This is a genomic window from Dictyobacter formicarum (assembly GCF_016587435.1).
Window position 1 is genome coordinate 83,470 of the sequence record NZ_BNJJ01000010.1, and the last position, 23,616, is coordinate 107,085.

25 protein-coding genes are annotated in these 23,616 nt (G+C 52.6%); 10 read left to right on the forward strand and 15 right to left on the reverse strand.

Annotated elements, in window-relative coordinates:
* Positions 1-63: 63 nt before the first annotated feature.
* From JMI88_RS18420 to JMI88_RS18430, 3 genes are all read right to left on the reverse strand, one after another.
* Positions 64-1,326, reverse strand: a complete 1,263-nt coding sequence (locus JMI88_RS18420) for a hypothetical protein (RefSeq protein ID WP_201363399.1) — start codon at positions 1,324-1,326, stop codon at positions 64-66.
* A gap of 33 nt (positions 1,327-1,359) precedes the next feature.
* Entirely contained in the window at positions 1,360-2,685 is a 1,326-nt protein-coding gene (locus JMI88_RS18425; protein ID WP_201363400.1) for a hypothetical protein, read from the reverse strand.
* Positions 2,686-2,754: 69 nt separating this feature from the next.
* Entirely contained in the window at positions 2,755-3,126 is a 372-nt protein-coding gene (locus JMI88_RS18430) for a hypothetical protein (RefSeq protein ID WP_201363401.1), read from the reverse strand.
* A gap of 525 nt (positions 3,127-3,651) precedes the next feature.
* On the opposite strand from JMI88_RS18430, the gene JMI88_RS18435 reads away from it, so the two are divergent.
* The gene (locus tag JMI88_RS18435) at positions 3,652-4,146 is read left to right on the forward strand and encodes a DinB family protein (RefSeq protein ID WP_201363402.1); all 495 of its coding nucleotides are present in this window, start codon (positions 3,652-3,654) and stop codon (positions 4,144-4,146) included.
* Between the two features lie 66 nt (positions 4,147-4,212).
* Here JMI88_RS18435 and JMI88_RS18440 read toward each other — a convergent pair whose 3' ends face one another.
* Complete coding sequence (locus tag JMI88_RS18440; protein WP_201363403.1) at positions 4,213-4,950, reverse strand: N-acyl homoserine lactonase family protein; 738 nt, start codon at positions 4,948-4,950, stop codon at positions 4,213-4,215.
* Positions 4,951-5,400: 450 nt separating this feature from the next.
* On the opposite strand from JMI88_RS18440, the gene JMI88_RS18445 reads away from it, so the two are divergent.
* On the forward strand, positions 5,401-6,330 hold the full coding sequence (locus tag JMI88_RS18445) for a bifunctional helix-turn-helix transcriptional regulator/GNAT family N-acetyltransferase (protein ID WP_201363404.1): 930 nt from the start codon (positions 5,401-5,403) through the stop codon (positions 6,328-6,330).
* 61 nt (positions 6,331-6,391) lie between these two features.
* On the opposite strand, the gene JMI88_RS18450 is transcribed toward JMI88_RS18445, so the two are convergent.
* The 4 genes from JMI88_RS18450 to JMI88_RS18465 all read right to left on the reverse strand — a co-directional run bounded on the left by JMI88_RS18450 (position 6,392) and on the right by JMI88_RS18465 (position 10,857).
* Complete coding sequence (locus JMI88_RS18450) at positions 6,392-6,952, reverse strand: dihydrofolate reductase family protein (RefSeq protein WP_201363405.1); 561 nt, start codon at positions 6,950-6,952, stop codon at positions 6,392-6,394.
* A gap of 153 nt (positions 6,953-7,105) precedes the next feature.
* The gene (locus JMI88_RS18455; protein WP_201363406.1) at positions 7,106-7,594 is read right to left on the reverse strand and encodes an SRPBCC family protein; all 489 of its coding nucleotides are present in this window, start codon (positions 7,592-7,594) and stop codon (positions 7,106-7,108) included.
* A 129-nt stretch (positions 7,595-7,723) separates the two neighbouring features.
* Positions 7,724-9,292: an erythromycin esterase family protein gene (locus JMI88_RS18460; RefSeq protein WP_201363407.1), complete on the reverse strand. Its 1,569-nt coding sequence runs from the start codon at positions 9,290-9,292 to the stop codon at positions 7,724-7,726.
* Positions 9,293-9,615: 323 nt separating this feature from the next.
* Positions 9,616-10,857, reverse strand: a complete 1,242-nt coding sequence (locus JMI88_RS18465) for a hypothetical protein (RefSeq protein WP_201363408.1) — start codon at positions 10,855-10,857, stop codon at positions 9,616-9,618.
* Positions 10,858-11,250: 393 nt separating this feature from the next.
* On the opposite strand from JMI88_RS18465, the gene JMI88_RS18470 reads away from it, so the two are divergent.
* The gene (locus tag JMI88_RS18470; RefSeq protein WP_201363409.1) at positions 11,251-12,375 is read left to right on the forward strand and encodes a DSD1 family PLP-dependent enzyme; all 1,125 of its coding nucleotides are present in this window, start codon (positions 11,251-11,253) and stop codon (positions 12,373-12,375) included.
* A 48-nt stretch (positions 12,376-12,423) separates the two neighbouring features.
* On the opposite strand, the gene JMI88_RS18475 is transcribed toward JMI88_RS18470, so the two are convergent.
* Both JMI88_RS18475 and JMI88_RS18480 read right to left on the reverse strand, forming a co-directional pair.
* Complete coding sequence (locus JMI88_RS18475) at positions 12,424-12,762, reverse strand: GIY-YIG nuclease family protein (protein ID WP_201363410.1); 339 nt, start codon at positions 12,760-12,762, stop codon at positions 12,424-12,426.
* A 17-nt stretch (positions 12,763-12,779) separates the two neighbouring features.
* Positions 12,780-13,322, reverse strand: coding sequence for a hypothetical protein (locus tag JMI88_RS18480; protein WP_201363411.1), 543 nt, complete (start codon positions 13,320-13,322; stop codon positions 12,780-12,782).
* Between the two features lie 300 nt (positions 13,323-13,622).
* Here JMI88_RS18480 and JMI88_RS18485 point away from each other — a divergent pair, with 300 nt between their 5' ends.
* The 3 genes from JMI88_RS18485 to JMI88_RS18495 all read left to right on the forward strand — a co-directional run bounded on the left by JMI88_RS18485 (position 13,623) and on the right by JMI88_RS18495 (position 16,927).
* Positions 13,623-14,264, forward strand: a complete 642-nt coding sequence (locus JMI88_RS18485; RefSeq protein ID WP_201363412.1) for a TetR/AcrR family transcriptional regulator — start codon at positions 13,623-13,625, stop codon at positions 14,262-14,264.
* Positions 14,265-14,403: 139 nt separating this feature from the next.
* Positions 14,404-16,044: an FAD-dependent monooxygenase gene (locus JMI88_RS18490; RefSeq protein WP_201363413.1), complete on the forward strand. Its 1,641-nt coding sequence runs from the start codon at positions 14,404-14,406 to the stop codon at positions 16,042-16,044.
* A gap of 367 nt (positions 16,045-16,411) precedes the next feature.
* Positions 16,412-16,927 (forward strand): SMI1/KNR4 family protein, encoded by a 516-nt coding sequence (locus JMI88_RS18495; protein WP_201363414.1) that lies wholly within the window; start codon positions 16,412-16,414, stop codon positions 16,925-16,927.
* A 161-nt stretch (positions 16,928-17,088) separates the two neighbouring features.
* Here JMI88_RS18495 and JMI88_RS18500 read toward each other — a convergent pair whose 3' ends face one another.
* Together JMI88_RS18500 and JMI88_RS18505 are read right to left on the reverse strand one after the other, a co-directional pair.
* Positions 17,089-17,430: a cupin domain-containing protein gene (locus JMI88_RS18500; protein ID WP_201363415.1), complete on the reverse strand. Its 342-nt coding sequence runs from the start codon at positions 17,428-17,430 to the stop codon at positions 17,089-17,091.
* Positions 17,431-17,564: 134 nt separating this feature from the next.
* Positions 17,565-18,209, reverse strand: a complete 645-nt coding sequence (locus JMI88_RS18505) for a GNAT family N-acetyltransferase (protein ID WP_201363416.1) — start codon at positions 18,207-18,209, stop codon at positions 17,565-17,567.
* A 258-nt stretch (positions 18,210-18,467) separates the two neighbouring features.
* Between JMI88_RS18505 and JMI88_RS18510 the strand changes: the two genes are divergently transcribed.
* Positions 18,468-19,040 carry a cysteine hydrolase family protein gene (locus JMI88_RS18510; protein ID WP_201363417.1) on the forward strand — a complete coding sequence of 191 codons (573 nt, stop codon included), beginning with the start codon at positions 18,468-18,470 and terminating at the stop codon, positions 19,038-19,040.
* 78 nt (positions 19,041-19,118) lie between these two features.
* Positions 19,119-20,129 (forward strand): phosphotransferase, encoded by a 1,011-nt coding sequence (locus JMI88_RS18515; protein ID WP_201363418.1) that lies wholly within the window; start codon positions 19,119-19,121, stop codon positions 20,127-20,129.
* Here JMI88_RS18515 and JMI88_RS18520 read toward each other — a convergent pair.
* Together JMI88_RS18520 and JMI88_RS18525 are read right to left on the reverse strand one after the other, a co-directional pair.
* Positions 20,105-20,242 (reverse strand): hypothetical protein, encoded by a 138-nt coding sequence (locus tag JMI88_RS18520; protein ID WP_201363419.1) that lies wholly within the window; start codon positions 20,240-20,242, stop codon positions 20,105-20,107. The two genes, JMI88_RS18515 and JMI88_RS18520, sit on opposite strands and share 25 nt — an antisense overlap.
* Positions 20,243-20,356: 114 nt before the next feature.
* Positions 20,357-20,779 (reverse strand): nitroreductase family deazaflavin-dependent oxidoreductase, encoded by a 423-nt coding sequence (locus JMI88_RS18525; RefSeq protein WP_201363420.1) that lies wholly within the window; start codon positions 20,777-20,779, stop codon positions 20,357-20,359.
* A gap of 565 nt (positions 20,780-21,344) precedes the next feature.
* Between JMI88_RS18525 and JMI88_RS18530 the strand changes: the two genes are divergently transcribed.
* Positions 21,345-21,992: a hypothetical protein gene (locus JMI88_RS18530; protein WP_201363421.1), complete on the forward strand. Its 648-nt coding sequence runs from the start codon at positions 21,345-21,347 to the stop codon at positions 21,990-21,992.
* Between the two features lie 125 nt (positions 21,993-22,117).
* Here the strand turns inward: JMI88_RS18530 and JMI88_RS18535 are convergent, their stop codons facing one another.
* Positions 22,118-22,771: a flavin reductase family protein gene (locus tag JMI88_RS18535; RefSeq protein WP_201363422.1), complete on the reverse strand. Its 654-nt coding sequence runs from the start codon at positions 22,769-22,771 to the stop codon at positions 22,118-22,120.
* Between the two features lie 143 nt (positions 22,772-22,914).
* Here JMI88_RS18535 and JMI88_RS18540 point away from each other — a divergent pair, with 143 nt between their 5' ends.
* The gene (locus JMI88_RS18540) at positions 22,915-23,607 is read left to right on the forward strand and encodes an ArsR/SmtB family transcription factor (protein WP_201363423.1); all 693 of its coding nucleotides are present in this window, start codon (positions 22,915-22,917) and stop codon (positions 23,605-23,607) included.
* Positions 23,608-23,616 lie beyond the last annotated feature (9 nt).

Consider the following 23,616-nt stretch of genomic DNA (forward strand, 5'->3'; position numbering starts at 1 on the left):
AACCCATGGTGGGGGCACAAATCGGAGACGAGGTTATGCTCCCGGTACGTTTGTCCGAACCTATTATGTCGCGAGTGGCGCAAAAACAACGAGGGAGTTGTAGATGTAGCCACTCTGCCCATCGGGTCCGGGATGTTCAGAGTTGAGGTAATCGTAGGTAAGAGTGGCGATAATCGGTTGCCCCTGAACACTATGTAGTGACCGCATCTGTGTCAGGGTATTTTTGCCCTCGAACTCGCTATAGAAGCGCGCCAGGCTCTGTTGGGGCGTAAAGGTAACGTAGAGCGAATTGTCGCCCGCCCAGGGAATATCGAAGAGTAGAGAAGTTGTGGCCAACATATTTCCAGGTTGAGCGGGAGGAGTAAAGGTGAACGGCATGGCGTATCCAATACCCTTGAAGTCGCTGGTACTGACAAAACTAAAGTCGGCCTCATGTACAACCGGCACGGGAGGAATAGTCGGATCGGGAGAATAGAGCGAGCGGGCCGGGATAACGAAATTGTAGCTGCTCGCCCCCTGAGCAGTGACAGGCGCGGCATTAAGAACACCCTCATCGAGATAAGGTGGCGACCAGATGATGTCATAGTCGGTAAGATTGTACAGCTTGATGCTGTGGTAGGAAGAGTGCGCAAGCAGCTCGATGATAATGGGAATAGCAGCCAGCAGAGCAATGCCGGCGAAAGCAGCCACGCCCGCCGTCATACTGACCGCCACATCTTCGACCACTACCGCGTCTACTGACGCCTCTTCAGCGGCCGCAGCGGCGGCATCAGCGGTAATCTCAGCAGTCACTTCGCCTGCCTCAGTTAGCGCAGTAAAGCAGGAGCGGATACCATTTAAGAAGCCTTGCAAAAGAGGCCTGACCAGGCCCGCCCAGGCAATACTGGCGAGCTGACTGATAGGAACAGCCTCCGCAACCCCCAGAGGAACCTCCACGTACCATAATGGATCTGTTGAGTAGGAAAGTGTACCAGTGAGCGACCCCACAACATTATAGCTTTGTCCTTGAAAGGTGAACTGGTGTGGCGGTTGCTGGCCGTGCAAGACTTGCTGCGCGGGTAGCGTCGAGAGCTGCATACGCAGAGGACTGTTTGGCTGCTGCGCACTGAAGATAGGATTACCCTGATTATCCGTACCGGCTGTCCAGACAGCAGCGCCACCAGCGTTGACCCAGGCGACAAAGCGCTTAAGGGCATATTGCTTCTGAAAGTACGAGGCGGTATTAGAGCCCCCGGACAAGGCCTGCATCAACATAACATTTGTACGGTCGGTCAGCGGCAATCCTTGCCTGGCTGAACCGAGTACACACGGAATCGTCATTGTCATGATTCTGTATTCATCCTTTGCGAGCTAGCGGCATCACGAGAAGACGACGAGTGAATTATAGGTATAGGCGTTTTGCCCACTGGGAGTAGGATGCTGGCCAGTGAGATAGTCAAAGGTGATCGTAAGTGTCACACCGCTATTCTGCACCTGCATCTGGGTTTTCTGGTAGCGGGGTTGATCGAAGAGATCAGATAGGTCACTCGGAGGGGAGAACGTCACGTTAAGCTGGTTTGGCGTGTTGAGCGGCACCTCAAAGACGACCGCAGACGTAGCGACAACGGCATCTTTATTTTTAGGATTGGTCAGCGTGAATTTCATAGCATATTCCAGGCCATGAAATTCGCTGGCACTGGCAAAACTGAAGTCAGCCTCGTGCACAACGAGCACAGGAGGGATTATATCAGGATCGGGCGAAAACCAGGACTGCGCGGGAATGACCGTGTTAAAATCACTGGAGTCCCTAGATTTCACCGGAGCCGCATTCATGGCCCCCTCATCAATAGTAGGAGGCGTCCAGTTGACATCGTAGTCGGTGAGGTTATAGACCTTGAAAGTATGGTAGGAAGGGTGGGACAAAATTTCAATAATAAAAGGAATCGCCGCCAGGACAAGCATGCATGAGAAAGCGGCGGCCCCGGCCCCCATGCTCACCGTAGCGTCCTCGGCAACAGCTTCGCTATCGACGGCGGCCGCCTCACCGCTCTCCTCTGCATCTCCAGCGATATCTGCTAGATCAGCGGCTTTGGGTGCACCTGAGAAGCATGATTTAACGCCGCGCCAGAAGCCCTGAAGGAGTGGTTTGACAAAAGCAGGCCAGGCAATCTTTGCTAAGGCACTCATCGGAACCAACTCGATTACGCCCACAGGCACATCAACATACCAGAGCGGCTGCTGATCATAGCTAAGCGTACCTGTAATCGAGCCGACCACATTATAGTTCTTGCCGTTCCAGTTAAACTGAGATGGTTGATCCTTGCCACTGATCACATTTTTGTTCTCAATGGGGCGAAGCACCATACTGATTGCATTTGGCGTCGCCAGGACCTGCTCCAGCTTGAGCCCCTTCAAATTTTTTGGCTGCTGACGTCCCGCCTTATTATTGGTGGGAGCGGCACCCAGTTGAGCCGCCCAGATCACAGGATTACCATCCTTGTCATTTTCCATCACCCAGGCACTATCGCCCTCGGAGTTCAGCCAGTTTATGAAATTGCCAACCGTAAACTGATTATTGAAATAGGCCGCAGTGTGCTCGCCACCTTGAGCAGCCGTCATGATGCCTTGCTTGACAGTATCAGTCAAGTAATTACCGCCAGTTGAGGTGCCAAGTGCGCAGGAGATATCCTGAGTTGCCGTTTTCATGCTATTTTACTCCTATTATGTTCTATCTTTTTCTTTACTATCCCTATACCAGATGGTATAGAGTCCGAATTACATGTGAACGATAACTGTAATGACAGCCTGATCGCCGCTGTTGTTGATATTGATGCTCAGAGAATCGGGATTCGTATTATCGTTAGCATAGTAATTGTTACCGCTCTCGACGATAGTAACCTTACCGATATTCGACGCGTTAAGGGTAAAGGACGATGGTTCGAGGAAGCATCCACCACTTGCTTTCGCCTCAATGTACTGCCGCCCGCTGGCAGGAAGTATCTGGTTTGACTGTAAGACAACATCGTTGAAGAGCGAAAGATTTGACCCCTCCTGCCCACCGTCATACATACATTGTGTATCCTCGACAAATAATTGCAGCGGGGTCGGTAACTCATTTTTGACCGTCATGAAAGCTCCATAGCCCATAGTGCGTACCTCCTTTGCCATGAAAATGTGTGAATGAGCGAAAAAATTGCGCGCATCTCACATGTAACAGCACACAATTTTTGTAGTTGCTATGTTATAGCATCACTAAGAGTATAAGGAAAGGAACAAATTTTGAGTTTTTATCGTGTAAATAATCGTATATATGTAGATTTGTGTTTGCCTTATGGCTGCCACTCTGGTATACTCAATGTGTTATATGATGTTTTTTAGTAGCTGGAAGGAGGATATGTATGAATAAAGAATTTAATGTAATGAGGGCTGTGCATCCTTTCAGCTATAGACGTGGTGAGGAGCTACATGTTTAACCTGACGCGTGTAGTTCTTATAGTGATTTAATGGTTACTCGCGTTTCTTCGCTGATTGATGGATAGTTTGCAAGCTATCTACTTCTGTGTGCCTCCCCTCTCATCGCTCATCTACTACAACCGCAAGATAACTGGCCCGGGAGAGTTTGTGTTCCCGGGGTGCTGAATGATTTTTTGTAAGCAAGAAAAGAGAAAATAGATGCAAGGACAGACACATACACTGGCCACTTTCTACAATGGTTGGGACAAGTATCAGCAGCACCTGGTGCATGCGCTGGCTCCGTTGACGACGGAACAGCTAAACGTAGAGGCCTCTTCAAATCTCCGTCCCGCTGGGATGATTGCCAGGCATATGATTGGTGCGCGCGCGCGCTGGCTCAATTATGTGCTTCTTAAAGAGAAGCGAGCGGAACTTTGGCCGCTGAGTAAGTGGGATGATGCTGATCAGCCTGCCAGGTCGGGTGAAGAACTGGCGCACGGGTTGAAGGTAACGTGGCAGGTGCTCCAGGATGGCTTGCAGCGCTGGACAAGCGCCGATATGGAGGACATCCTGCATGATACTGATGACGATGGCAATGACGAGACCTTTACACGCCAGTGGGTCATCTGGCATTTAATCGAGCACGACCTGCATCACGGCGGCGAACTCTCGTTCGTCCTTGGCATGCATGGACTGCCAGCCATCGACCTGTAGATAGACAACCCTATAGATCGAAAACTAAAGGTAGCCAGCCTCCTGGAAATTTCAGGAGGCTGGCTACTAAGCATAATAAGCGGGTGCCGTTTTGAGGGTTTTCCACTGTCCACCGTCGTGGCCAAAGATGACCAGGGATACATGTTCTTGTTCGGTCAGGGTCAGCAGTTTACGCGTACTGGCGCGCACCTGCTCCTCATTCTCATCCATTGGCCAGGCTGGTCGATCGGGCGTAAAGGCAAACTGCATCAGGACCGCATCGATGGTCAGCAGGACCGGACCCGTTTGTGGCAGACGGAGCAGTACCGATTGATGACCGGTGGTATGGCCGCTCGTCTCCAGGAGTGTTAGTCCGGGCATAAGCTCGGTATCGCCATCGACCATCTGGTAACGCAGGTTTGGGTGGTCCCAGTGAGAGCGGGCCGCCGCAAAACGTGGATGTCCACCGCGCGCCAGCTCATAGTGGGAGCGCTGGACAACCAGTTCCGCCTGCGTAAAGGCATCATGATAGCCAGCATGATCGACATCGAAATGGGTACAGATCAGAACATCAATGTTGGCCGGGGACAGGCCAAGATCGGCCAGGTGCGCCAGCACATTTTTCTCCTGTTGTGGAGGCGGCGTCCCTGCAGGCCGGGGAACATCGGCCGGAAAGCCGCTATCGATCAAGACATGCGTGCCATCGCTCATCTCGACAAGATAGCAGCCCATCACCATCTCTAGCGTGCGACCAGCAGCAGGGACGGTCGAGTACGACACAGGTAAAAGATAGAGTTTCTGTGGGGTAGCGGTATATGTAGTCATCCAGCAAGCAAACCTTTCTGCAATTAGCATTCATCCAAGCACGAATGCCAAGATAGCTTCGAACGGGTGTCCACTAGAGAGTATAGGTGAATGCGCGTATAGAAACTGTAAATACCATTACAGACAAAAAACGAGATTTGTGCTATGGTGGTATTAGAGGTAACATGTTCTCGTCAATGAAGAAAATTGGGCGCGAGGACCGAACGTATGGGGGGAACGTTTACGTACGTCGAGGGAGAAATCGGGGGCAAGGAGATGATGTTCCCAACATCCTCGCCCGAACCTATTGTTGTCGTGTTTATTTTTTCGTTGTCGTGAGGGGTGGGGAAATCGGGTGCCAAAATATTGTTTGTCGATTATGTATCTTTCGGCAAATATGCTTGACAAAAGCAATTAGTTGATTGATAATAGCAAGTATGTAGTTGCTTTTGTCAAGTAATGAGGTGAAGTATGGTACTCGAGGATATTGATGAGAGAATCAGTATTGTGCGGCATTTTAATCGTTCGTTCACACGGCAGATTGGTGTGTTACGCGAGGGTCTGTTGCACAGTCCCTATACTTTGACTGAGGCTCGCATCATATTTGAGCTGGCGCACCGCGAGCAGACCACGGCTTCGCAGCTGGGGCGCGAACTGGGGCTGGACCCGGGCTACCTTAGCCGTATCCTGGCGCAGTTGGAGCAGCGTGGTTTGACCGAGAAGAGGCGCTCTGACAATGATGGACGGCAGTATTTGTTGTCGCTGACGGCTGAAGGCCGGGAGGCCGCACAACTGCTTGATCAGCGTTCGCGTGATGAAGTAGCGGAGATGCTCAACGCGTTGAGTGAGGGGGAGCAGCAGCGCCTCATAAAAGCGATGCAGGACATCGAAGGTATTCTCACAAAGAGCTTCAAGTTTTCCGAGCCATTTTTTCTGCGCCCGCACCAGCCGGGAGACATGGGCTGGGTCACGCATCGGCATGGCGTGCTCTACGCCAGGGAATATGGCTGGGACGAGCGCTTCGAAGCGCTCGTTGCCCAGATTGTAGCGGGTTTCGTCAACAACTATGATCCCGCCCACGAACATTGCTGGATCGCCGAGATGCAAGGGGAGATCGTCGGCTCCGTCTTTTTAGTCCGGGCCAGTGATAGCATGGCCAAGCTCAGATTGCTGCTGGTCGAACCAAACGCCCGTGGTCTGGGTCTGGGTAGCCACCTGGTCGAAGCCTGCATCCGCTTCGCTCGCCAGCACGGCTATCAAAAGATACAGCTCTGGACCAACAGCGTACTGCTCGCGGCGCGGCACATCTACCAGAAGGCTGGCTTCAAACTGGTCGCAGAAGAAGCCCACCATAGCTTCGGCCACGACCTGATTGGAGAAACCTGGGAGCTTGTCTTATAGTCATAACCCCCGCCGCAGCATTGACGTGCGGCGAGGCGGGAAGCGCCCGCAAGGGGCGCACTTATTTCACGACGCGGAACGAGAGATGGGTGGCCCCTGGTGTTTCAAGTGTTCGTATGTGCTCCAAGTGGATAGACTTGGAGCCCAGGTGATCGAAGAGGCGGACGCCTTCACCCAGAAGGATATGGGCAACAGCCATGTTGATCTCGTCGAGTAGGCCGGCCTTCAAGGCTTGTTGGACCGCGCTTGCACCATGCAGAGCAACCTGTTTCTCGCCCGCGAGCTCCTGTGCTTTTTGTATTGCACTTTCAATGCCATCGGTGACAAAGTAGAATTGTGTCTTGCCTTTTTTCACGGGCTCGCGTGCCTGCGATTGCAAGACAATTACAGGCCACTCGGGAGCTGTGCCATCGGGAAAGACCCACCCATTGTCATTGTCAATCATATTGAAGCTTCGGTGTCCCATGATCACCGCGCCCGTCTCGTTAAGCGGATCGCCCGCTACTTCGTATAGCCTGTCCCATGCATTGGAAAACCAGGCGAATACCTCCGATACATCATCATTTTTATCGGCGATAAATCCATCCAGTGATACCGAAAGGCCAAACATAACTTTTCCCATAGAGTGCTCCAAATCTTTGCGTATGCTATGCTGTTTGAAATGTCAGGTAAAAACAGCATATACCAAGGAAGACAAAAAAACTTCTTCGATCTTGCTTTTTTTACATAGAATATGCTGGTGTGGCGAAGCCTTCCTCAACTAAGCAGCCCCGATTCACTGCTTAGTTGAGGTTTTCTCCAGAGACGCCCTTTGGCGGGCAACGCTTTCGAGCAGTTGCAGTTCCTTACGCAAGATGGGTGTCATAACCAGGGGATTGATGAGGCGCTCGATAAAGCCCTGGAGGCCTGGGCTGGCATTCTCCGTGTGAAGAATCTCCACATGCGACATCTGGGCCTGCTCCATAGAGGTCACCGTAAAGGTCGTGACGACATTGTGGATCGGGTCAATATCCTGTTCGACCAATACCGTGCCCGGCACTGGTTCGCTCACACGTTGATAAAAGGAACGCACCACGCCGAGTGCACGCGCCTTAAAGCGGATAATGGTGCCATCACCGTAGCCTCCCTGCTCAACCTGTAGATTATACAGGCTTCCTTTCGGCAGAATCTGTGGGTGCCCCTGGCGATAGTCTGCAATCGTCGCATAGACATCTTCCGAAGGTGCATCGAGAATAGCGGCAGCCTTTACCTCGATCGGTCTCATAATGTCACCTCGCTTTTTAAGACTACAGAATAGAGTACTCTCTATTCTGTAGTCGTTATATGACTTGAAGTAATATATCTGCATGTAATATAACTCGAAGTCATGCGCTTTGACAAGATCTGGTGTCATTTATTTTGTCTTTGCCGCCTGAGTGGTGAGATAGCGCCAGCGCAGCACTACCACCAGGCCAGCAATCAGAGCGATGAACAGAACGATGCCCATGATGATATATCCCAGGTCATCGGACAGGGTGCCGAAGAAGGAGGCCTGGCTAGAGAGCATCTGCGAGGCATGCGTCTTCTGAAAATGGATGATGATATCAAATGCCTGACGAGGTGTATAGATTTGATCAATTCCTTCACCTGGATCCATCCCGGCGATACGCAGCGGCCGTCCCGTATCGAGCCAGTCAGCGACCGTACCGTGCTTCGGGCCCTGGCGCAAGTCGAGCATGTAGCGCGGAAGATTGACGCTACCTAGAGTGCCATTGAGACTGTACGGGTTAGGAGTAGAAATCGTATAAGTGGTAGGGGAGAGGGCGAAGCCAGCATTAAAACTTCCGCTGGAGAAGGTCATGCCCAGCGAGAGGTAGCGAGTGCCCAACCAGCGTCGCAGGTAGAATCCCATGTTGCCTTCAATGGTTACCCCGTTCACGTGGTAGAGCGCTGCATTATTGGCGATATGACCGTCATGGGCCCAGAGCACCATGCGTCCGACATTATGTTGCTCAAGCCAGTTCACATTTTCAGCCATATACACGTCGCGCTGCAGGAACCAGTAAGAAGATGACGCATCGGTGGGTGGCGGAACATGATCAGGTGTAAACAGTGAATAGTACTGCACAACACGATTGGGTGCAATCACTGAGTACTGCACCACGACGCGCGCATCCTGCAATGCCCTGGCAAAGGCCTGTGGCGACGAACGCTGTATATAAGCTGCCTGGTGTGTTTGCAACACATTGTAGACTCGCTGTGCATCATCTGTATAACGCTGCTTGCCGGCCTGATCCAGATTCTTATACTGACTCATTCCGCCAATGCCCTGATTATCGCTGATAAATTTCTGATAGATTGTGTGTGCCTGTTTCTCCTGCGATGGGTCCACCTTATGCAAATAGTTGAGCACGCCATCTACAGTTGGGCGTTCCAATGCCTGCATATCGATGCCATAGAAATGGACCTTATGGGTATGAGCTGGATCGGCATTATAGGCGCGCAGCCATTCCAGCAGACTTTTTATCTCCTGGGTACGCCAGGTAATAAAGAGGTCATTGAGGAGAACGCTCCATATATTGTTGGAGCCGCCATTAATATAGCTATCGACCTCCTTGCCCATCCCCCAGTCATCCTCCATCGCGAAGGCCGTAACGCCCATATGCTGCACCATATATTCTATAATGCGTGCCTTCATGGCGAAAAACTCATGGGTGCCATGCGTCTCTTCCCCCAGGCCCACAATTTGAGCCGTTCCAATCATCTGCTGCAGAGGTCGCAAATCGGCATCCGAGCCACCAGGTTCCGCAGTCTTAAAAGGCACCGCATGCTGGCGAATCCACGCGGTAACATCATCGTTCGCTTTCTGGGTGGTAGAGGCTGCAGCTTGAGCAGGCGGCACCATTGTCATAAGAGATAGACAGAGCAATAGAGCGACCAGTCCTCCACAGACCAGCCAGCCAGCGTACCCGCTGAATTTCATAAAGCACTCCTTGCTTTGTTTTTTTATTGCTTATTGTTATAGTAAATAAAGCCAATTGTTATATGAGCAAGTAATACTTAACATACAGGAGATAGATTGTCAAGAGGGGAAGAACAAGTTTCAAGGATTTTTTACGCAGTGCGTAACAGGTGCATGGAGAGGTGCTTTTGCAGGCGTGAGGTGGAAAGTAGTTATAAAGTGGTTATTGAGAGCTGTGAGGTCGGATCAAAAGAGGCTCACTGGAAAGCACCAGCGAGCCTCTCATCTGTTTTACGGCTGAACGATTGAGGAGTCAGTGTCGATGCCGACTCCTCTTAATTGAGCTAGCAGCCCTTGGCAACGCCAGCGAAGTTGTTCAGATATGTATAGTAGCCCTCAGCTGCGCGCGATGGTGACTCGCGGGCAAACCAGGAGTAATGTACCTCATCCTCAGGATGGTAATCCACGCCATTGGGCATATGGACAGTGAAGCCAAAGCCAACAACCGGGTCACCGGTCTCAAGGTCTGAGGTACAGCCATACTGTGGAGCAGTTGGTGTCAGCCAGGGGTTGATGGAGTTATTAACGAACGGGTCATCCATCCACTCCTGAACCTCGTGGCTCAGACCATGAATATCCTGGACGTAGGACGTTGTATCGCCAGGGTTGGTGCGGAAGATTCCGGGTGAGCTGTAAGAGGCAAACATATATGTTTGCACCTGCTGCTGACCATTGCCATTCAGTGAAGAAAAAGCACCATGATAGCCAAGCACACAACAGTTGGCAGTATTATTGCCCTCATACAGGAAAGTATTGTCCACCAGGAAGATTGGCAAGACTTGTGAACTGATATGCAGATTGTTCAGGGTCTCGTGCAGTCGGCTTGAGAACCAGTTATAGTCCATCAGACCAATGCGGGCATGTGATCGTGAACCAACGGTGATCTGGCCCTGGTTGGCAGGGACACTGTAGGAAACGGTCGGAAGTACAGTTGGCTGACCCAACAGCACATGATAACCAGAGTTACTCTTGCCCCACTGTGCGCGATAGATAGCATCGCCCAACTGTGTTACATCGCTGGGCTCCTGAACTGGACGTGCATTGGCCGGAGCTACTCCAGACTGACTGGGTGGCGCACTGGCTGTGGAATCAGCGGCGGCACCAATGTCTGCTTTCTGGAAGACCGGTGACTGAACGGTTGCTGATACCCTATCTGTGCCATCGAGCACATTGTTGGCGTCCACTGACTTCACAAACGTGAAGCGGAAGGGAATGATCACAGTAGGAATAGTGGTGGTCGCATCACCTGCATTGGGATTAGTGCCCACCATGGTATAAGGGTAGGTAACTTTATTGGTCGGATCGGTGAAAGAGGAACGGAAGTAAGGAATCGTATTGGCACGCGCCGAGAAATTTGTCACGCCCCCATCGGTGGCGTACTGTGGTGTGCCCAGGCCATCATCAGTAGGAGGGGCAGCATGTGCAGTGCTGTTTTGAAAATAGAAAGCCCCAACGGCCAGGGCTAACACAGTAAGGATTGCGATAGCAGCGCTAACAAAGCGAATAGAACGCAGGTATTTCCTCATGAAATAGCTCCTCATGTGCGAACAATAAATTCAATCAGTTTTAGTGGGAAAAAAATTGTACAGCGCAGGCACCCGCGTGTACATACTGAATGCATGGTTTCCTTGTTTTTTTGGAAGCCTTCTTTCTACCTTATGTTCTTTGGAAGTTATATAAATATTGACATATAACTATTTGCCAATTTTACACTAATCGTCCCAATAATACAATACCCAATTTGCTAAAATAGCACATCAATACTATGCGTTAACTAGAGAGAGAATGCTCAGAATGGTTGAGTAAAGCTGAACTTACAATGTGGCTTTAGAAAGGAATTTGAGCTTGATTTTTAAAAGAACTCGGACGCAAGATCCGAACATATGTTAGAATGCTGGAAAATGTACATATGAGAAGAGGTGTATGGGTTTATGTATCAACCACAGGTAGGTGATTCTCTCGACGTTCTTGATACGCCGGCGATGATTGTGGATCTGGCACTGATGGAGGGAAATATTGCCAGCTTGATGAAGCGTTTCCGGGCACGAAACGTGCAGGTACGGCCGCATCTCAAGACGGTGAAGAGCCCTGATCTGGCTCTGCGCCTGTTGGCGGCCGGCGCTATCGGTGGCTGCGTGGCCAAGGTGAGCGAGGCTGAAGTGATGGTTGAGGGGGGCATCGAGGACCTGCTGATCACGACCGAGATCGTTGGCAAGCCCAAGCTGGCCCGGCTGGTGGACCTGCTGCAAGCACATCCGCTGATCAAGGTAGTTGTGGATAGCGTGGTTGGGGCGCGGGAGCTCAACGCAGCGGTCGGAGCAGCTGGATTGGAGGCCAATGTGCTGCTCGACCTGAATGTGGGGCAGAACCGCTGTGGCGCCACGCCAGGTGCTGAGGCACTGGACCTGGCCCGGCAGATTGGCGACATGGAGCACCTGCAACTGATCGGTGTGCAGGGATACGAAGGACATCTGCAGCACATCCACGATCAGCAGGAGCGCCAGCAGCGCTGCCAGCAGGCCATGCGGGCCCTCACCGAGACCGCCGAACACCTGCGCACAGCCGGCTTCCCCATCCAGATCGTCACCACCGGGGGCACCGGAACGGCCGAGTTCTGTGCCGACTTTGACGGCATCACCGAAGTGCAGCCCGGCTCATTCGTGTTCATGGACACCGATTACCGCAACGCTCTGGGGCCAGTCTACTCCAATGCGTTGACCATCCTATCAACCGTCATCAGCCGTCCCTCGCCCGACTGCGTCATCATCGACGCCGGACTCAAATCGCTCTCGACCGATAGCGGCATGGCCGAGCCCAAGGGGCTGGCGCAGATCGCCTATCAGCCAAAGGGAGATGAACATGGAGCGTTAAGCTGGCGGAACGAGAACGCAGTCGGTGAACTACCACTCCAGATCGGTGACCGCGTCGAGTTGATTCCCAGCCATATCGACACCACCATCAACCTGCATGACACCTATTATGCCTACCGCGATGGACGTATCGAAGCCATCTGGCCGGTCGCGGCGCGAGGAAAAGTACAATAGACGATTACGAAGCGCGAGGGCGTGCCTATCAATCGAGCGACAGATGGATCAATAGGTTTTTGTCGCATCCAGATTGGCGCGCCACATATCCTCAAGTGTTTTCAGATCGTCCATAAAGGCGGCCGCGCTCTGACCCGTCTTCTGCGTGAGTTCTTCAAGCACCGTGAAGGTAAAGGCCCCGGCGCCCAGCGCCTCCCAATCCTGCTGCAGCCTGGGATGGACCGTAGAGCCAGTCGTTACGGCGAACTGAAAATGGTTGAGCGCACTCTGCAGATTGGCTGTATGGTTGAGCAAATACTGGCCGGTCTGGCTATTCTCAATCATATAGATGCCACCGACGATTTCACGCTCTTTATACGCCTGTAAGAGCTCTTTTCTGCGATTCATTGTTCATACCTTTTCTATTACTCTACATCGGGCAAACCGCGTTGATCGCGCAACCGCTCTACCTGTGGTCGCAACACACGCTTATTCTGCTGAGGATTAGCCACCGAAGGATCGGGGAACGACTCCAGGATGCCGTTATCGATAGCGCGCACGATGCGCATACGATTGGCCTGAGTATTGGAGCCAAAGGCCAGCGCCGCCGCATTGCTGATCGTAATTAAATCGTCGACTGAGATCCACCAGCGCACGCGTGAAAACAGAATACCGATATCCGTCTGCCAGAAGTTATCCGGGAACAGCGCCCGGCTATGCAGTGCATTGCCCAGCAGCAACTCCTGTACGCGCGCCAGAGCCAGTTCCGCCTCCCGCACCGTTTCACGCGACCGCTTAAACTCGCCATTGGCGATACCAATCAACAGCCACAGATCGCGCCGCAACGGACTCGCCTCTCCCTCCAGCAGCGGACGCACTGAGATCGCCAGTGCACCAGCCAGGGTGTGGTGGCGCTGCTGCAATAATGTTGTGATCTCCTCGATCAAGGTATCGTCAAAGAGTGCCATGGTTGTTGTTGGTTCCTTTTTTCTTTGAGGTTGTTTATGCGCCGAACCTATTATAATGTAACTAACGTTAGTTATCAAGAGGGGTTCCTTTTGGGCACCGCGTGGGGCGACGTGTGATGTCACGAGGGGCTATGCGGCAAGGACACAGGGCCGCCACGCTGCGGCGGGCGGCAAGCGGCCGTTGAAGGCCGCACCTACGGTGACGTTGATATTTTTGGGGATGTTGTGATTTATGGGGTTGATTTTGGGTGGGATATGGTTTATAATCGTACCGTAAGGTACGATACGGAGGTGGTTAAGATGGATAAGAAGGTAAGCAGGCGGTCGTGGAGAACGCGGGAGCAGCTTCGGGAGGCGGGGCAACGGCTCTTTTTGGTGTCGGGCTTTGTGGGGACGAGTACGGATGCGATTATGGCTGAGGCTGGCGTGGCTTCCAAGGAGACGCTTTATCGTCATTATGCCAGTAAGGAGGAGCTGTTCGTGGATGTGCTGGAGCATATGACGTTGGAGCAGGCACGTCCAGCGGCGGCCCTGGCGGATCTGCCTGTGCCACGCGATATGCAGTCGTTGCGGCGGGCATTGACAATTGTGGCGCGAGAGATTTTATCGGTGATGATCCAGCCTGACTATCTGGCGCTGTTGCGCATGATTATCGCCGAGAGCACACGTTTTCCGCAGCTGGGCCAGATGTTTAAGGAGGCTGTGCCGAAGCGTGGACTGACGGTTGTGATGACCGTGGTGCAGCAGGCCAGGGAATACAAGGTGGTGGATGAGGTGGATGTGGACGCGGTTACCCATGCGTTGGTGGGTGGACTATTGACATATGCTCTGCTCGATGTTTTTTTCGCGGGTGAGGATGCCCCGCCCCTGGCGATGGAGCGGGCTGATGCGGTTGTCGAGATTATGTTACGGGCCCTGGCGCCGAGAGAATTCGTATCGTAGGTGCGCCCCTTGCGGGCGCTTCAGGCCTCGCTGTTTCGAGCGGGAAGGGAGGAAGCGCCCGCAAGGGGCGCACCTACGGATGTTTCGTATTTATTGTGCATTGCATTCTTTTGATGTTCTATGAAAGGAGACGATGACAATGTCTGCGGATACCGTTTCAAATAAGGATGTGTTGATTGTGGGCGCCGGTCCCTGCGGGTTGACGCTAGCGCATGAGCTGTTGCGTCGGGGAATCCAGCCACGTATTATCGAGAAAAATGCTGCAGCTTCTCAGAACACAAAAGCGCTGGGTGTAATGACGCGCACACTTGAGCTCTTAACGCCATCCGGTATAGCCGGAGAAATGGTCGCGCAAGGAGTGAAGGTACCGGCTTTTAGAGTCTACAGCGAGGGGCGGCAACTGGCATGCTTTGATTTTACCCACCACGTCGATAGCGCCTATTCCTATGTTTTGACGCTTCCTCAGCCGATGACGGAGGAAATCCTGGCGCAGCATGTAGTTGAGCTGGGTGGAAATATTGAGCGCGGTGTTGAACTGATCAATCTGGAGCAGCAGGAAGAAGGGGTGGAGGTGGTGTTGCGCCATGCCGATGGGAGAGAGGAACGCAGCAGGACGCGCTGGCTGGTGGGCTGTGATGGCGCTCATAGCATAGTACGCCACCTGGTAGGAGCTACATTTGTCGGCAGGACATTAGAGCAGAGCTTTGCTACTGGCAACGTGCGCATGCACTGGAACGTTCCGTCTGACCGGGCTTTTGCGTGTTTGAAGCGTGGCGATCTCATCGCTTACTTTCCGATTCCCGGTGGACAGCATCGCGTTGTCATTGCCTATAAACCAGAGGACGCACCAACAGGTGAGATCACCCTGGATGAAATTCAGCGCGCCATCGATGCCTGTGGTCCAGAGGGGGCACGTGTATCAGATCCAACCTGGCTGGCGCGCTATCAAATTAACGAGCGCAGGGTAGATCACTACGTATGGCAGCACGTCGTTCTCGTCGGCGATGCCGCGCATATTCATTCGCCCGTTGGAGGACAGGGCATGAATACAGGTATGCAGGACGCATTTAACCTGGCCTGGAAACTGGCCCTGGTCGTGCAAGGCAAAGCTTCTGAGCGCCTGCTGGAGAGCTATGCCAGTGAAAGGGAAGAGGTTGGACGACAGCTCGTACAGCGTACTGGTCTTTTGACCCGGTTGGCCCTGATGCATCAGCCACTGGCCATAGCGGCACGTGATATGATTATACCCCATGTTACCCGGCTGGAGAAGGTACAGCAGGCATTTACGGCCACCATGGCGGAACTGAGCATCGCATACCGGCACAGCCCCTTGACGAGCGAATACCACGGTGAAAAGACCAGGTCCGGCCACTCCCCTGTCAAAGCAGGAGATCGCGCCCCTGACGGCCCTGTGACCATCGGCACAGCGAAAGCGCCTGGCAGGCTCTATGAGCTATTGAACGGTAATCGTCACGTCCTGTTGATCTTTGCTCACCAGAAGGAGATTGGTAGCGAATTGCAAAATACGCTTAGTGAGTGGCAGGACTGGCTGGACGTCTATCTCATCCAGCGTGGCCAGCTGGATAGTGAAGGCGAGCAGGCATACTATGATCCAGATGGTAGCCTGGCCCAACGCTACGGTATCGCCGACGAAGGACTGGTCTTGATACGGCCCGACGGATATATCGCCCTGCGCAGCCAGCCCATCGCGACCGAGCCCCTGCAGCGCTACTTTACTACCATCAGTAGTCCCGCCAGGCCGTCTGCTGTCGTCGGATAAATAGCCCATTTGTGCTGATGCTTTTCTGTGCCTGTCCTGTCAAAAAGCGTCGTGGTACGTTTCTCTACGCCTGTTGATAGAGCAATTTCCTGTTTTATTGTAAGAAGATTGCTCTGTCAACAGGCGTCTTTACGGCAAAAATAGAGTATTTAAGGCAAAGGCCGACGCATTTTCAGCTAAAAAGGAAGCCATTTGTGCTGATTTGAGTATGGTGGCATGGCCATAAAAAAGGTGATAAACTGCTGTAACATAATATCCAGCATTTATAAGGATTTATCAACGACGGACATGGTATCATTGCTGTTTATGTGCAGGTATATACTGTCATTAGTACCAGCAAAAGATGAGTAGATGTGGAGTATTCTCTATGAGAGAGTGGCGACATATTATTCAGCGATGGGTAGCTCAGAAGAGCCGCATTGCACCTCTGGTTCAACAACAAGTGGAATTTTGTGCCTGGGCTATCTCTCCTCCTTCTGCTGAGCACTGGCCTTCTCATCTGCCAGGTTGCCAGGCACTACAAGACTTCTATCAGCTCTGCGATGGAGGATATTTCAACTGGTTCAACTGGCCCTCTTTGCCCCAACTTGTCGAGGTGAATCGTAAGTGGTTCGAACTGCTGCGCGATTGGGATAGACGTGGCGATGTGCTGCTGCCAGGACAACATGTGGTACTCGCTGAAGACGGCGGTGGCTGTCCAGTAGTCTGGCACGTGGCCACCGACCGGGTAAGAGCGTTCCAATTTGATGGCGGCGACTGGGAAGCTCCGTTGGGCCTCTCGGTAGAAGAATTTTTGACAACCCTTTTTAATCCTGAAGAAAAGCCAGACCCCGATTGGTGGTATCTGTTCTTGAACTGGCTCGATGGCCAGCTGGATGAGTGATGTCTGTGCTTGTTTGCCCACGCCGCTCGAAAAGGGACCCAAAAAGTGATGCATCATGTCCTTATTGGTTCTTTTTCAAGCGAGGAAGGCAAAAGCCCGCAAGGGGCGCACCTACGATCTGAAGCGGGGCAAGCTGAAGCGCCCGCAAGGGGCGCACCTACTTAATCTTCAAGCCACTCTTGAATGATTTCTTTGTGGGGGTGGATGGAGATCATCTGTAGTGGCTCTGTGCCCGAATTGGTGAACTTGTGGGGCGTATTGGCGGGTGCAATCACGATCTCGCCGCCGTGCACCTCGTGCGTTGCATCTCCAATTGTAAAGGTTGCCTGGCCCTCCTGCAGCACAAAGACCTCTTGATATGGATGAACGTGCAGGCTTGGACCACGGCCAGGTAATGTGAACACCCAGAAAAATGACACGGGGGCGCCACCATACTCAGCGCCTTGGAACCGATATGCCGTTGCATTGATCTGTATTTTTTCCTTTGGAATGATAGTGGTCATCTTTAGTATCCCTCATTCTTTTTGCAAAACTCACCATTATTGCCACCACCTCATTATTATTGCCACCACCTCATTATATGAGAGAAGAGTGAGAGCATCACTGTACAAAGGGTCAGTATATGGAAAGTGAGCGATCATGCGGTGCCTGACCAGCGCTTTTGCCACACCTTTTGAAGGGGCTTGTAGCTCAGGTTGATCCACCAGAGGGCGCAGCGCTTGTTTTCTTTGATGATGTCCCTGGCGATCCATGAGCCGTTTAGTTCTTCAACGCGTAGCGAGGATGGGTTGTCTATGACGCGGAGAAGTTTGCCTCCGTTTTTCTCGATAATGTGTTCGGAGGCCGGATTCTCATCCTCAATGGTCATTGAAATGCCGGGGAGGGCTAGCTGGCGCGCTTCTTCCAGGAGCAGGGCGAGCTGACGCGTGCCGTAGCCCTGTCCACGGTAGGAAGGACGAATGTTGTAGCCAACGTGTCCATTGAACTTTTCGTATGGCTGCTCAAGGTGTGGGCGGAAGCGGATCTCGCCGATCAGCAAGGAGCTATCTTTGAGCAGCCAGTAGGTTTGCTGCGCGGGGAGCCCTTCTGGTAGACCGATGCCGTACGCCTCATCCTTCAGCTCACGTACAAAGGTAGCGAAATCTTCGCGGGCCAGCACGGCATTGTTATAGTTATATTGCTCGCCGTGGGCGATATGATCATCCACCATCGCCAGGAATGCGGGGCCATATTCAAGGGCTGGCTTTACCAACGCCAGCGTTTCTGGTTGTTGACTCATCATGACTTCCTTCATCTCCATGAGTTGCGGTAATTTATCTTACTATACCATGCCATGCCGTAATCGATTCTTTGCAACGTTATGTACGCCAAGAGAGCGGCATGCACAAAGCTGTACTGCTGAGTTTACGTGGGGTGAACGTGTTGAGAAAGCCGCAGTGCTATGCCGCCTAAGGTAGAAGCTGTGGGCGTCCGAGACACGCAAAGGATTTTTGAGGTAATATATGCTTATTCCAAGATATTCATTTAGGGAGGAAGGTTTATGACTCTTTCGTTGGCTAATGCGGCTTTACTAATTATTGATGTGCAGCAGGGATTTGAGGATCCGTTCTGGGGTAGGCGCAATAATCCCGAGGCGGAAGACAATATTGTGAGACTGCTACAGGCCTGGCGCGCCCGGAACTGGCCGGTTATTCATGTGCAGCATCGGTCACAACTGGCAGATTCACCGCTGAATCCTTCGATGCCTGGTTATGCTTTGAAAGAAGAGGTACAGCCACTGGCAGGTGAGACGTTGATTACCAAGCAGGTGAACAGTGCATTTATCGGCACACGGCTTGAAGAGCTGCTGCGCCAGCAAGAAATCACAACTCTGGCCATAGTTGGACTGATGACCAACCATTGTGTCGAGACCACCACACGCATGGCGGGCAATCTAGGATTTCTCACCTACCTGGTAGGAGATGCCACCGCAACGTTTGACCGCGTAGGACCCGACGGCAAGCTGTATCGAGCAGAGGATATTCATGCCATCAGCCTGGCCAGTATACATGAAGAGTTCGCGCAGGTTGTGACGACTGAGGAAGTGCTGATCGCAGCCCAGGTTGAGCAGTGAGAACGTTCCTGGCAACGAGTGCGGACCTGCTGTGGATATCAGCAGGGCAAGGAAAGACTGGATAAGAGAGGGGTAGCTATGCGTGAGCAACCGATCATCGCAGAGGAGTCGCTGCGAGCCTGCCTGCAGGAGCAGTATGGTCTGAGCGCTGTGGCGCTGACTTTTCTTCCGCTGGGACTTGATTATAACGCGGCCGTGTATCGTGTGGTAAGCGAGCACGGAGCGAGCTATTTGCTCAAAATCACCACCAGGGCGTTTTACGAAGCCAGCTACTTTGTCCCTCGCTATCTCAAGGAGCAGGGAGTAGCAGCCGTGGTAGCGCCCATCCCGACCAGGAGCAATGCTTTGTGGGCCCTGTTCGGTGAGCGGACCATGGTCGTGTATCCTTTTGTTGAGGGAGATACCAGCTGGTCGGGCATGACGGAGCAGAACTGGAAGGACGTAGGAGCTACCTTCAGACAGATTCACCAGATCATGCCGCCGTCTTCAGGTTTTGGGTTGCTGCGCCGGGAGGCCTTTGATGCAAGCGCGTATGCGCGCTGGCTGCGCACCTTTGAGGCACAACGCCTACACTTGGAAGGAGGCCAGAGCGCCTCTGAACATGCGCTGCTCTCTTGCTGGATGGCGCGTCAGCCCACGATTCACCGCGCGTTGAGCGTAATGGAAAAATTGGCTGGTATACTCCAGAGGCAAGCGGGGCCATACGTCATCTGCCACGCCGACCTGCATCCTGCCAACCTGATCCGTGATCACACCGGACACGTGTTTGTGATCGACTGGGATGAAGTAATGCTGGCCCCCAAAGAACGCGACTTTCTTTTTGCCGGAGAGCCATCCAGTTCCGGCTCAACCGGGTCTGATCTCCCACCGTTTTTTCAGGGGTATGGACCGGCGCACATCGATTGGACCGCGCTCACCTACTACCGCTATGAGCGCGTCGTGCAAGACCTGATCGAGTGTACTGAGAACGTATTTTTCAAGGATGATCTGGAAGAAGCGAGCAAGGCCGCGGAAGCCAGTTTGTTCCAGAGCGTGCTTGCCCCCGGTGGAGAGATCGAGGCCGCCTATGCCGCCGAAGCCCACTTATAGGTTCGGGGCTTGCCCCCGATTACCGCCCGCCGCAGCGTGGCGGCCCTGTGTTGATCATGCCCCCGGCATGCTCGTTCGTCGTTCGGGCGCTCGTGGCGTGACACGGTGCCCAAAAGCGAAGGTTCCTTTTGGGTACCGCATGGGCCGAGGTGATGGGCAAGAAGGGTCCTCAACGCTGGGATACAGGGCCCCACAAACGGTGGGGCAAGCTGGGGCAAGCCCAGCACCTATGATGGGAGGCGTCGGAGGGCGACGAATGGGATTTCGCGGCTGGTGAGCTCCTGATGCTGTTTCACAAACGGCCACTTCTCCAGCAGGCGCTCACGTTCCGAGGGATCTGTGTCGCTGGCAATCGCCTTGAATGTCTCATTACCAACCTCGACTATAACCTCGGGATGGGCCAAAAGATTGAGATACCAGGCGGGATGTTGGGGCGAACCCATAAAGGAAGCGACCACGATCAGACGGTCCCCATCGGCCTGATAGGCCAGCGGAGTGATGCGCGGCTCACCACTTTTTCTTCCAATAGTCGTCAGCAGCAGCAAATGCCCATTCTCATACTGTCCACCGACCTTGCCACCATTGGCGCGGAACTCGGCAACAACCTGATTGTTCCAATCTTTAACCTTTTCACTCGTCCAATTGCTCATCGTAATGCATATCCCTTCCTATGTTTTTAGTGCTTACTGTTACCATGTCATCTTCAAGAGCTTAACGAATAGATTTGAAGCTGACATGGATTAGACCGCTAGAAAAGCATAATCGATCTTTGTGTCCGCCATTACTTTTCTATTCACGATATTAATAGTATACCTCTAAATGAGGACAGGAGCGACCTTCGTTGCAGCTCATTAAAAGATAAGAAAATCGACCTGTTGATTAAAATTGCTTAAGAAAAAGATGCATTTTTTTCAGCAAATGGAATATACATCGCTTTTTGGAGGAGTCACTCGACGTGCTTAAATCAGCACAACTGCAGCGGGCTGGTTACTGAAAAAATCACCGTTTCAGGTCTATTAAACCACTGCCGTTTCTTAGAATTGGTGTGGATCTTTATTCGCGAAAATCACGTGTCAGGTGATATGAAGATGTTTTTACTGTATATCTTCTCACAGATCACAATCATGAGAAGGACAGGATTTGGATTGAACTGGAATATCAATGTAGCATCCTGGTGAGTTGCGAGTGCGAACGAGTGCGAAAAGGAGAAAACAAATGGCAATGACAAGACCAAACTTGATGTGTGTGTTTGATGAACCCGCCATGGCCGAAGATGCGATCAATGCTCTTGAGAGAGCCGGTATTGGAGCAGACCAGATCTATTACTCCAGCCGGCCCAGTTCAAGTGGTTTTTTTGCCAGTCTCAGAAGCTTATTCACTGAAAACGGCAACACAAATGTCTCGCGCGATCTGAAAGATCTTGGTCTTTCAAATGACGAGGCTGATTATTATCAGCAACAGCATCGTGTTGGTCATGGTATCGTGGCAGTGCATGCCAATGGACGTGAGTCGGAAGTGTTGAGCATTCTTCAAAGCTATGGAGCTCATATCTATGGCACCCAGAATGCCGCATCTCAGGGCGCATATGACACGATGGCCACGGATAATAGTGCGTATGATGCAAACGATGCCACAGCAAGCACGTACCAGAATGACCGTGCGTATAACAACGCCGACGCTGGTATGAACACCTATCAGAATGACCGGGCATATAATCAGGGTGCGAATACGTATGCAGACGATCGGACCAGTGATACATTACGGCGTAAAGAAGCTCGCGTGGATAATCAAAATGAGGTTCCGATGGAAGAGCGCACACGTGAGAACTACGATGCAAACCGTGACCCGGACAACAACTTTTAGTTAAAAAGCCCGCAAGGGGCGCACCTACGGAATTGTTGGATATAGATTTGAAGAAGGCCCTGCTGTAACAAGCAGGGCCTTTTGATATATTTTGTTCTGTTTGGTATCGCAGAATGAAAAAAGGATTACGCTTCAGCTTTGAAGGTGCGTCCAAGGTCAGGTCCGGTGCCGAAGTAGTGGCGGAAGACATAGAGCAGAGGGCTCCAGGCTGCGGTGTCGATGTGGTTAGTGCCGGCTTGCACGATAGTGGCATGGGCGTGTACGCGTGTCACCTGCATTTCAAAAATGCCGAACGCCACAGGATCATCCTGTGATAAGGAGGCGGGCTGGTGTAGCTTTAACAGCCGGGCCTCAAATTGTAGCGGGCATTCAGCTATGCGTAGAGGCTTAACATCCTCAGCCTCAATCGGAGTGAAATCTGTGCAAGAGAATTTGTCAGGCTCGAAGTAATAGCCGATGGCCTTTTTCTGCTCTGGCACCGGATTGCGTCCCGTCGTGCGGGCCAGCCGCTCCACCTGTTCCCAGAGATCCGACGACGGAAAGTTGACGACGCACTCACCTTCATGCTGGAGATTGTCATAGGCCTGGCTGGTGCTGGTGATACCCAGCACGAGACGCTCGCCCAGTTCCCACACAGAAGACATCGGTGAGATATTGGTTTCCCCGTTGCTATTGAGCGTCGTGATGAGCGCCACCGGATTACCTGCATAGAGGATCGAAGGATGAATAACGACCTGCTGCTCCGAAGTATGTTTTTTCTGTGCTGTATGCTGGCTCATGTTCCAGTGACAACCTTTCCTGTTTGTAATTTTATAATCCTACCCTTGACAGAATAGATTTCTACGCAATAATATATCAGAAAGATATGATGTAATCAATGTATCATCAGAATATGATATGTGTCAAGAGGGGAGAGATTGTCGTGGAGACAAACGAAATTCTGGTGGAGCTGGCGCAGGCGCTGGCCGATCCATTGCGCCTGGTGCTGTTGCAGCGCCTGATGGAGGGGCCCGCTACCGTCTCGGAACTGATGGCTGTGACCGGGGAAGCGCAATCCAAACTCTCAAACCACCTGGCCGTGTTGCGGGAGCGCGAGCTGGTGCGCTCGCAACGTGAAGGGCGGCAGATGGTGTATAGTCTGCGCGATGCCTCTGTGGCGCAGCTAATTGAAGCGTTGAGTAGCATTGCCGGGAAGGTGCCCCCGAAGATCTGGAAATCGCCTCAACTGGTTGAGGCCCGCACCTGCTACGACCACCTGGCTGGGCGCTATGGAGTCGCGGTGCTGGATGCACTGATCGCGCGCTCCGCGCTCCAGCTGACAACAACGCCCCATGCCGAAATTCAGCCCGGCCCCCGTTTTCAGGAGACATTTACGGAGCTTGGCATTGATCCCGCTGCGGTGCGGCGTGAGCGGCGGCGCTTCGCGCTGGCCTGCCTTGACTGGACCGAGCGCCGACCACATCTAGGTGGTGCTCTAGGAGCCGCCCTGTGGGCTCAATTTGTCAAACACGGTTGGATCGTCAAGCAGCAAGGAACGCGCGCCGTCATTGTCACCAGAGAAGGACAGGCCTGGCTACAGAAGCATCTCGGCGTATCTATCGGCGATATTGGCTGACGCCCTTCT

Bases quoted from the DNA above. Each gene is read 5' to 3' on its own strand.
- JMI88_RS18420 (WP_201363399.1), bottom strand. From the start codon at position 1,326: ATGACAATGACGATTCCGTGTGTACTCGGTTCAGCCAGGCAAGGATTG.
- JMI88_RS18425 (WP_201363400.1), bottom strand. From the start codon at position 2,685: ATGAAAACGGCAACTCAGGATATCTCCTGCGCACTTGGCACCTCAACT.
- JMI88_RS18430 (WP_201363401.1), bottom strand. From the start codon at position 3,126: ATGGGCTATGGAGCTTTCATGACGGTCAAAAATGAGTTACCGACCCCG.
- JMI88_RS18435 (WP_201363402.1), top strand. From the start codon at position 3,652: ATGCAAGGACAGACACATACACTGGCCACTTTCTACAATGGTTGGGAC.
- JMI88_RS18440 (WP_201363403.1), bottom strand. From the start codon at position 4,950: ATGACTACATATACCGCTACCCCACAGAAACTCTATCTTTTACCTGTG.
- JMI88_RS18445 (WP_201363404.1), top strand. From the start codon at position 5,401: ATGGTACTCGAGGATATTGATGAGAGAATCAGTATTGTGCGGCATTTT.
- JMI88_RS18450 (WP_201363405.1), bottom strand. From the start codon at position 6,952: ATGGGAAAAGTTATGTTTGGCCTTTCGGTATCACTGGATGGATTTATC.
- JMI88_RS18455 (WP_201363406.1), bottom strand. From the start codon at position 7,594: ATGAGACCGATCGAGGTAAAGGCTGCCGCTATTCTCGATGCACCTTCG.
- JMI88_RS18460 (WP_201363407.1), bottom strand. From the start codon at position 9,292: ATGAAATTCAGCGGGTACGCTGGCTGGCTGGTCTGTGGAGGACTGGTC.
- JMI88_RS18465 (WP_201363408.1), bottom strand. From the start codon at position 10,857: ATGAGGAAATACCTGCGTTCTATTCGCTTTGTTAGCGCTGCTATCGCA.
- JMI88_RS18475 (WP_201363410.1), bottom strand. From the start codon at position 12,762: ATGAATCGCAGAAAAGAGCTCTTACAGGCGTATAAAGAGCGTGAAATC.
- JMI88_RS18480 (WP_201363411.1), bottom strand. From the start codon at position 13,322: ATGGCACTCTTTGACGATACCTTGATCGAGGAGATCACAACATTATTG.
- JMI88_RS18485 (WP_201363412.1), top strand. From the start codon at position 13,623: ATGGATAAGAAGGTAAGCAGGCGGTCGTGGAGAACGCGGGAGCAGCTT.
- JMI88_RS18490 (WP_201363413.1), top strand. From the start codon at position 14,404: ATGTCTGCGGATACCGTTTCAAATAAGGATGTGTTGATTGTGGGCGCC.
- JMI88_RS18495 (WP_201363414.1), top strand. From the start codon at position 16,412: ATGAGAGAGTGGCGACATATTATTCAGCGATGGGTAGCTCAGAAGAGC.
- JMI88_RS18500 (WP_201363415.1), bottom strand. From the start codon at position 17,430: ATGACCACTATCATTCCAAAGGAAAAAATACAGATCAATGCAACGGCA.
- JMI88_RS18505 (WP_201363416.1), bottom strand. From the start codon at position 18,209: ATGATGAGTCAACAACCAGAAACGCTGGCGTTGGTAAAGCCAGCCCTT.
- JMI88_RS18510 (WP_201363417.1), top strand. From the start codon at position 18,468: ATGACTCTTTCGTTGGCTAATGCGGCTTTACTAATTATTGATGTGCAG.
- JMI88_RS18515 (WP_201363418.1), top strand. From the start codon at position 19,119: ATGCGTGAGCAACCGATCATCGCAGAGGAGTCGCTGCGAGCCTGCCTG.
- JMI88_RS18525 (WP_201363420.1), bottom strand. From the start codon at position 20,779: ATGAGCAATTGGACGAGTGAAAAGGTTAAAGATTGGAACAATCAGGTT.
- JMI88_RS18530 (WP_201363421.1), top strand. From the start codon at position 21,345: ATGGCAATGACAAGACCAAACTTGATGTGTGTGTTTGATGAACCCGCC.
- JMI88_RS18535 (WP_201363422.1), bottom strand. From the start codon at position 22,771: ATGAGCCAGCATACAGCACAGAAAAAACATACTTCGGAGCAGCAGGTC.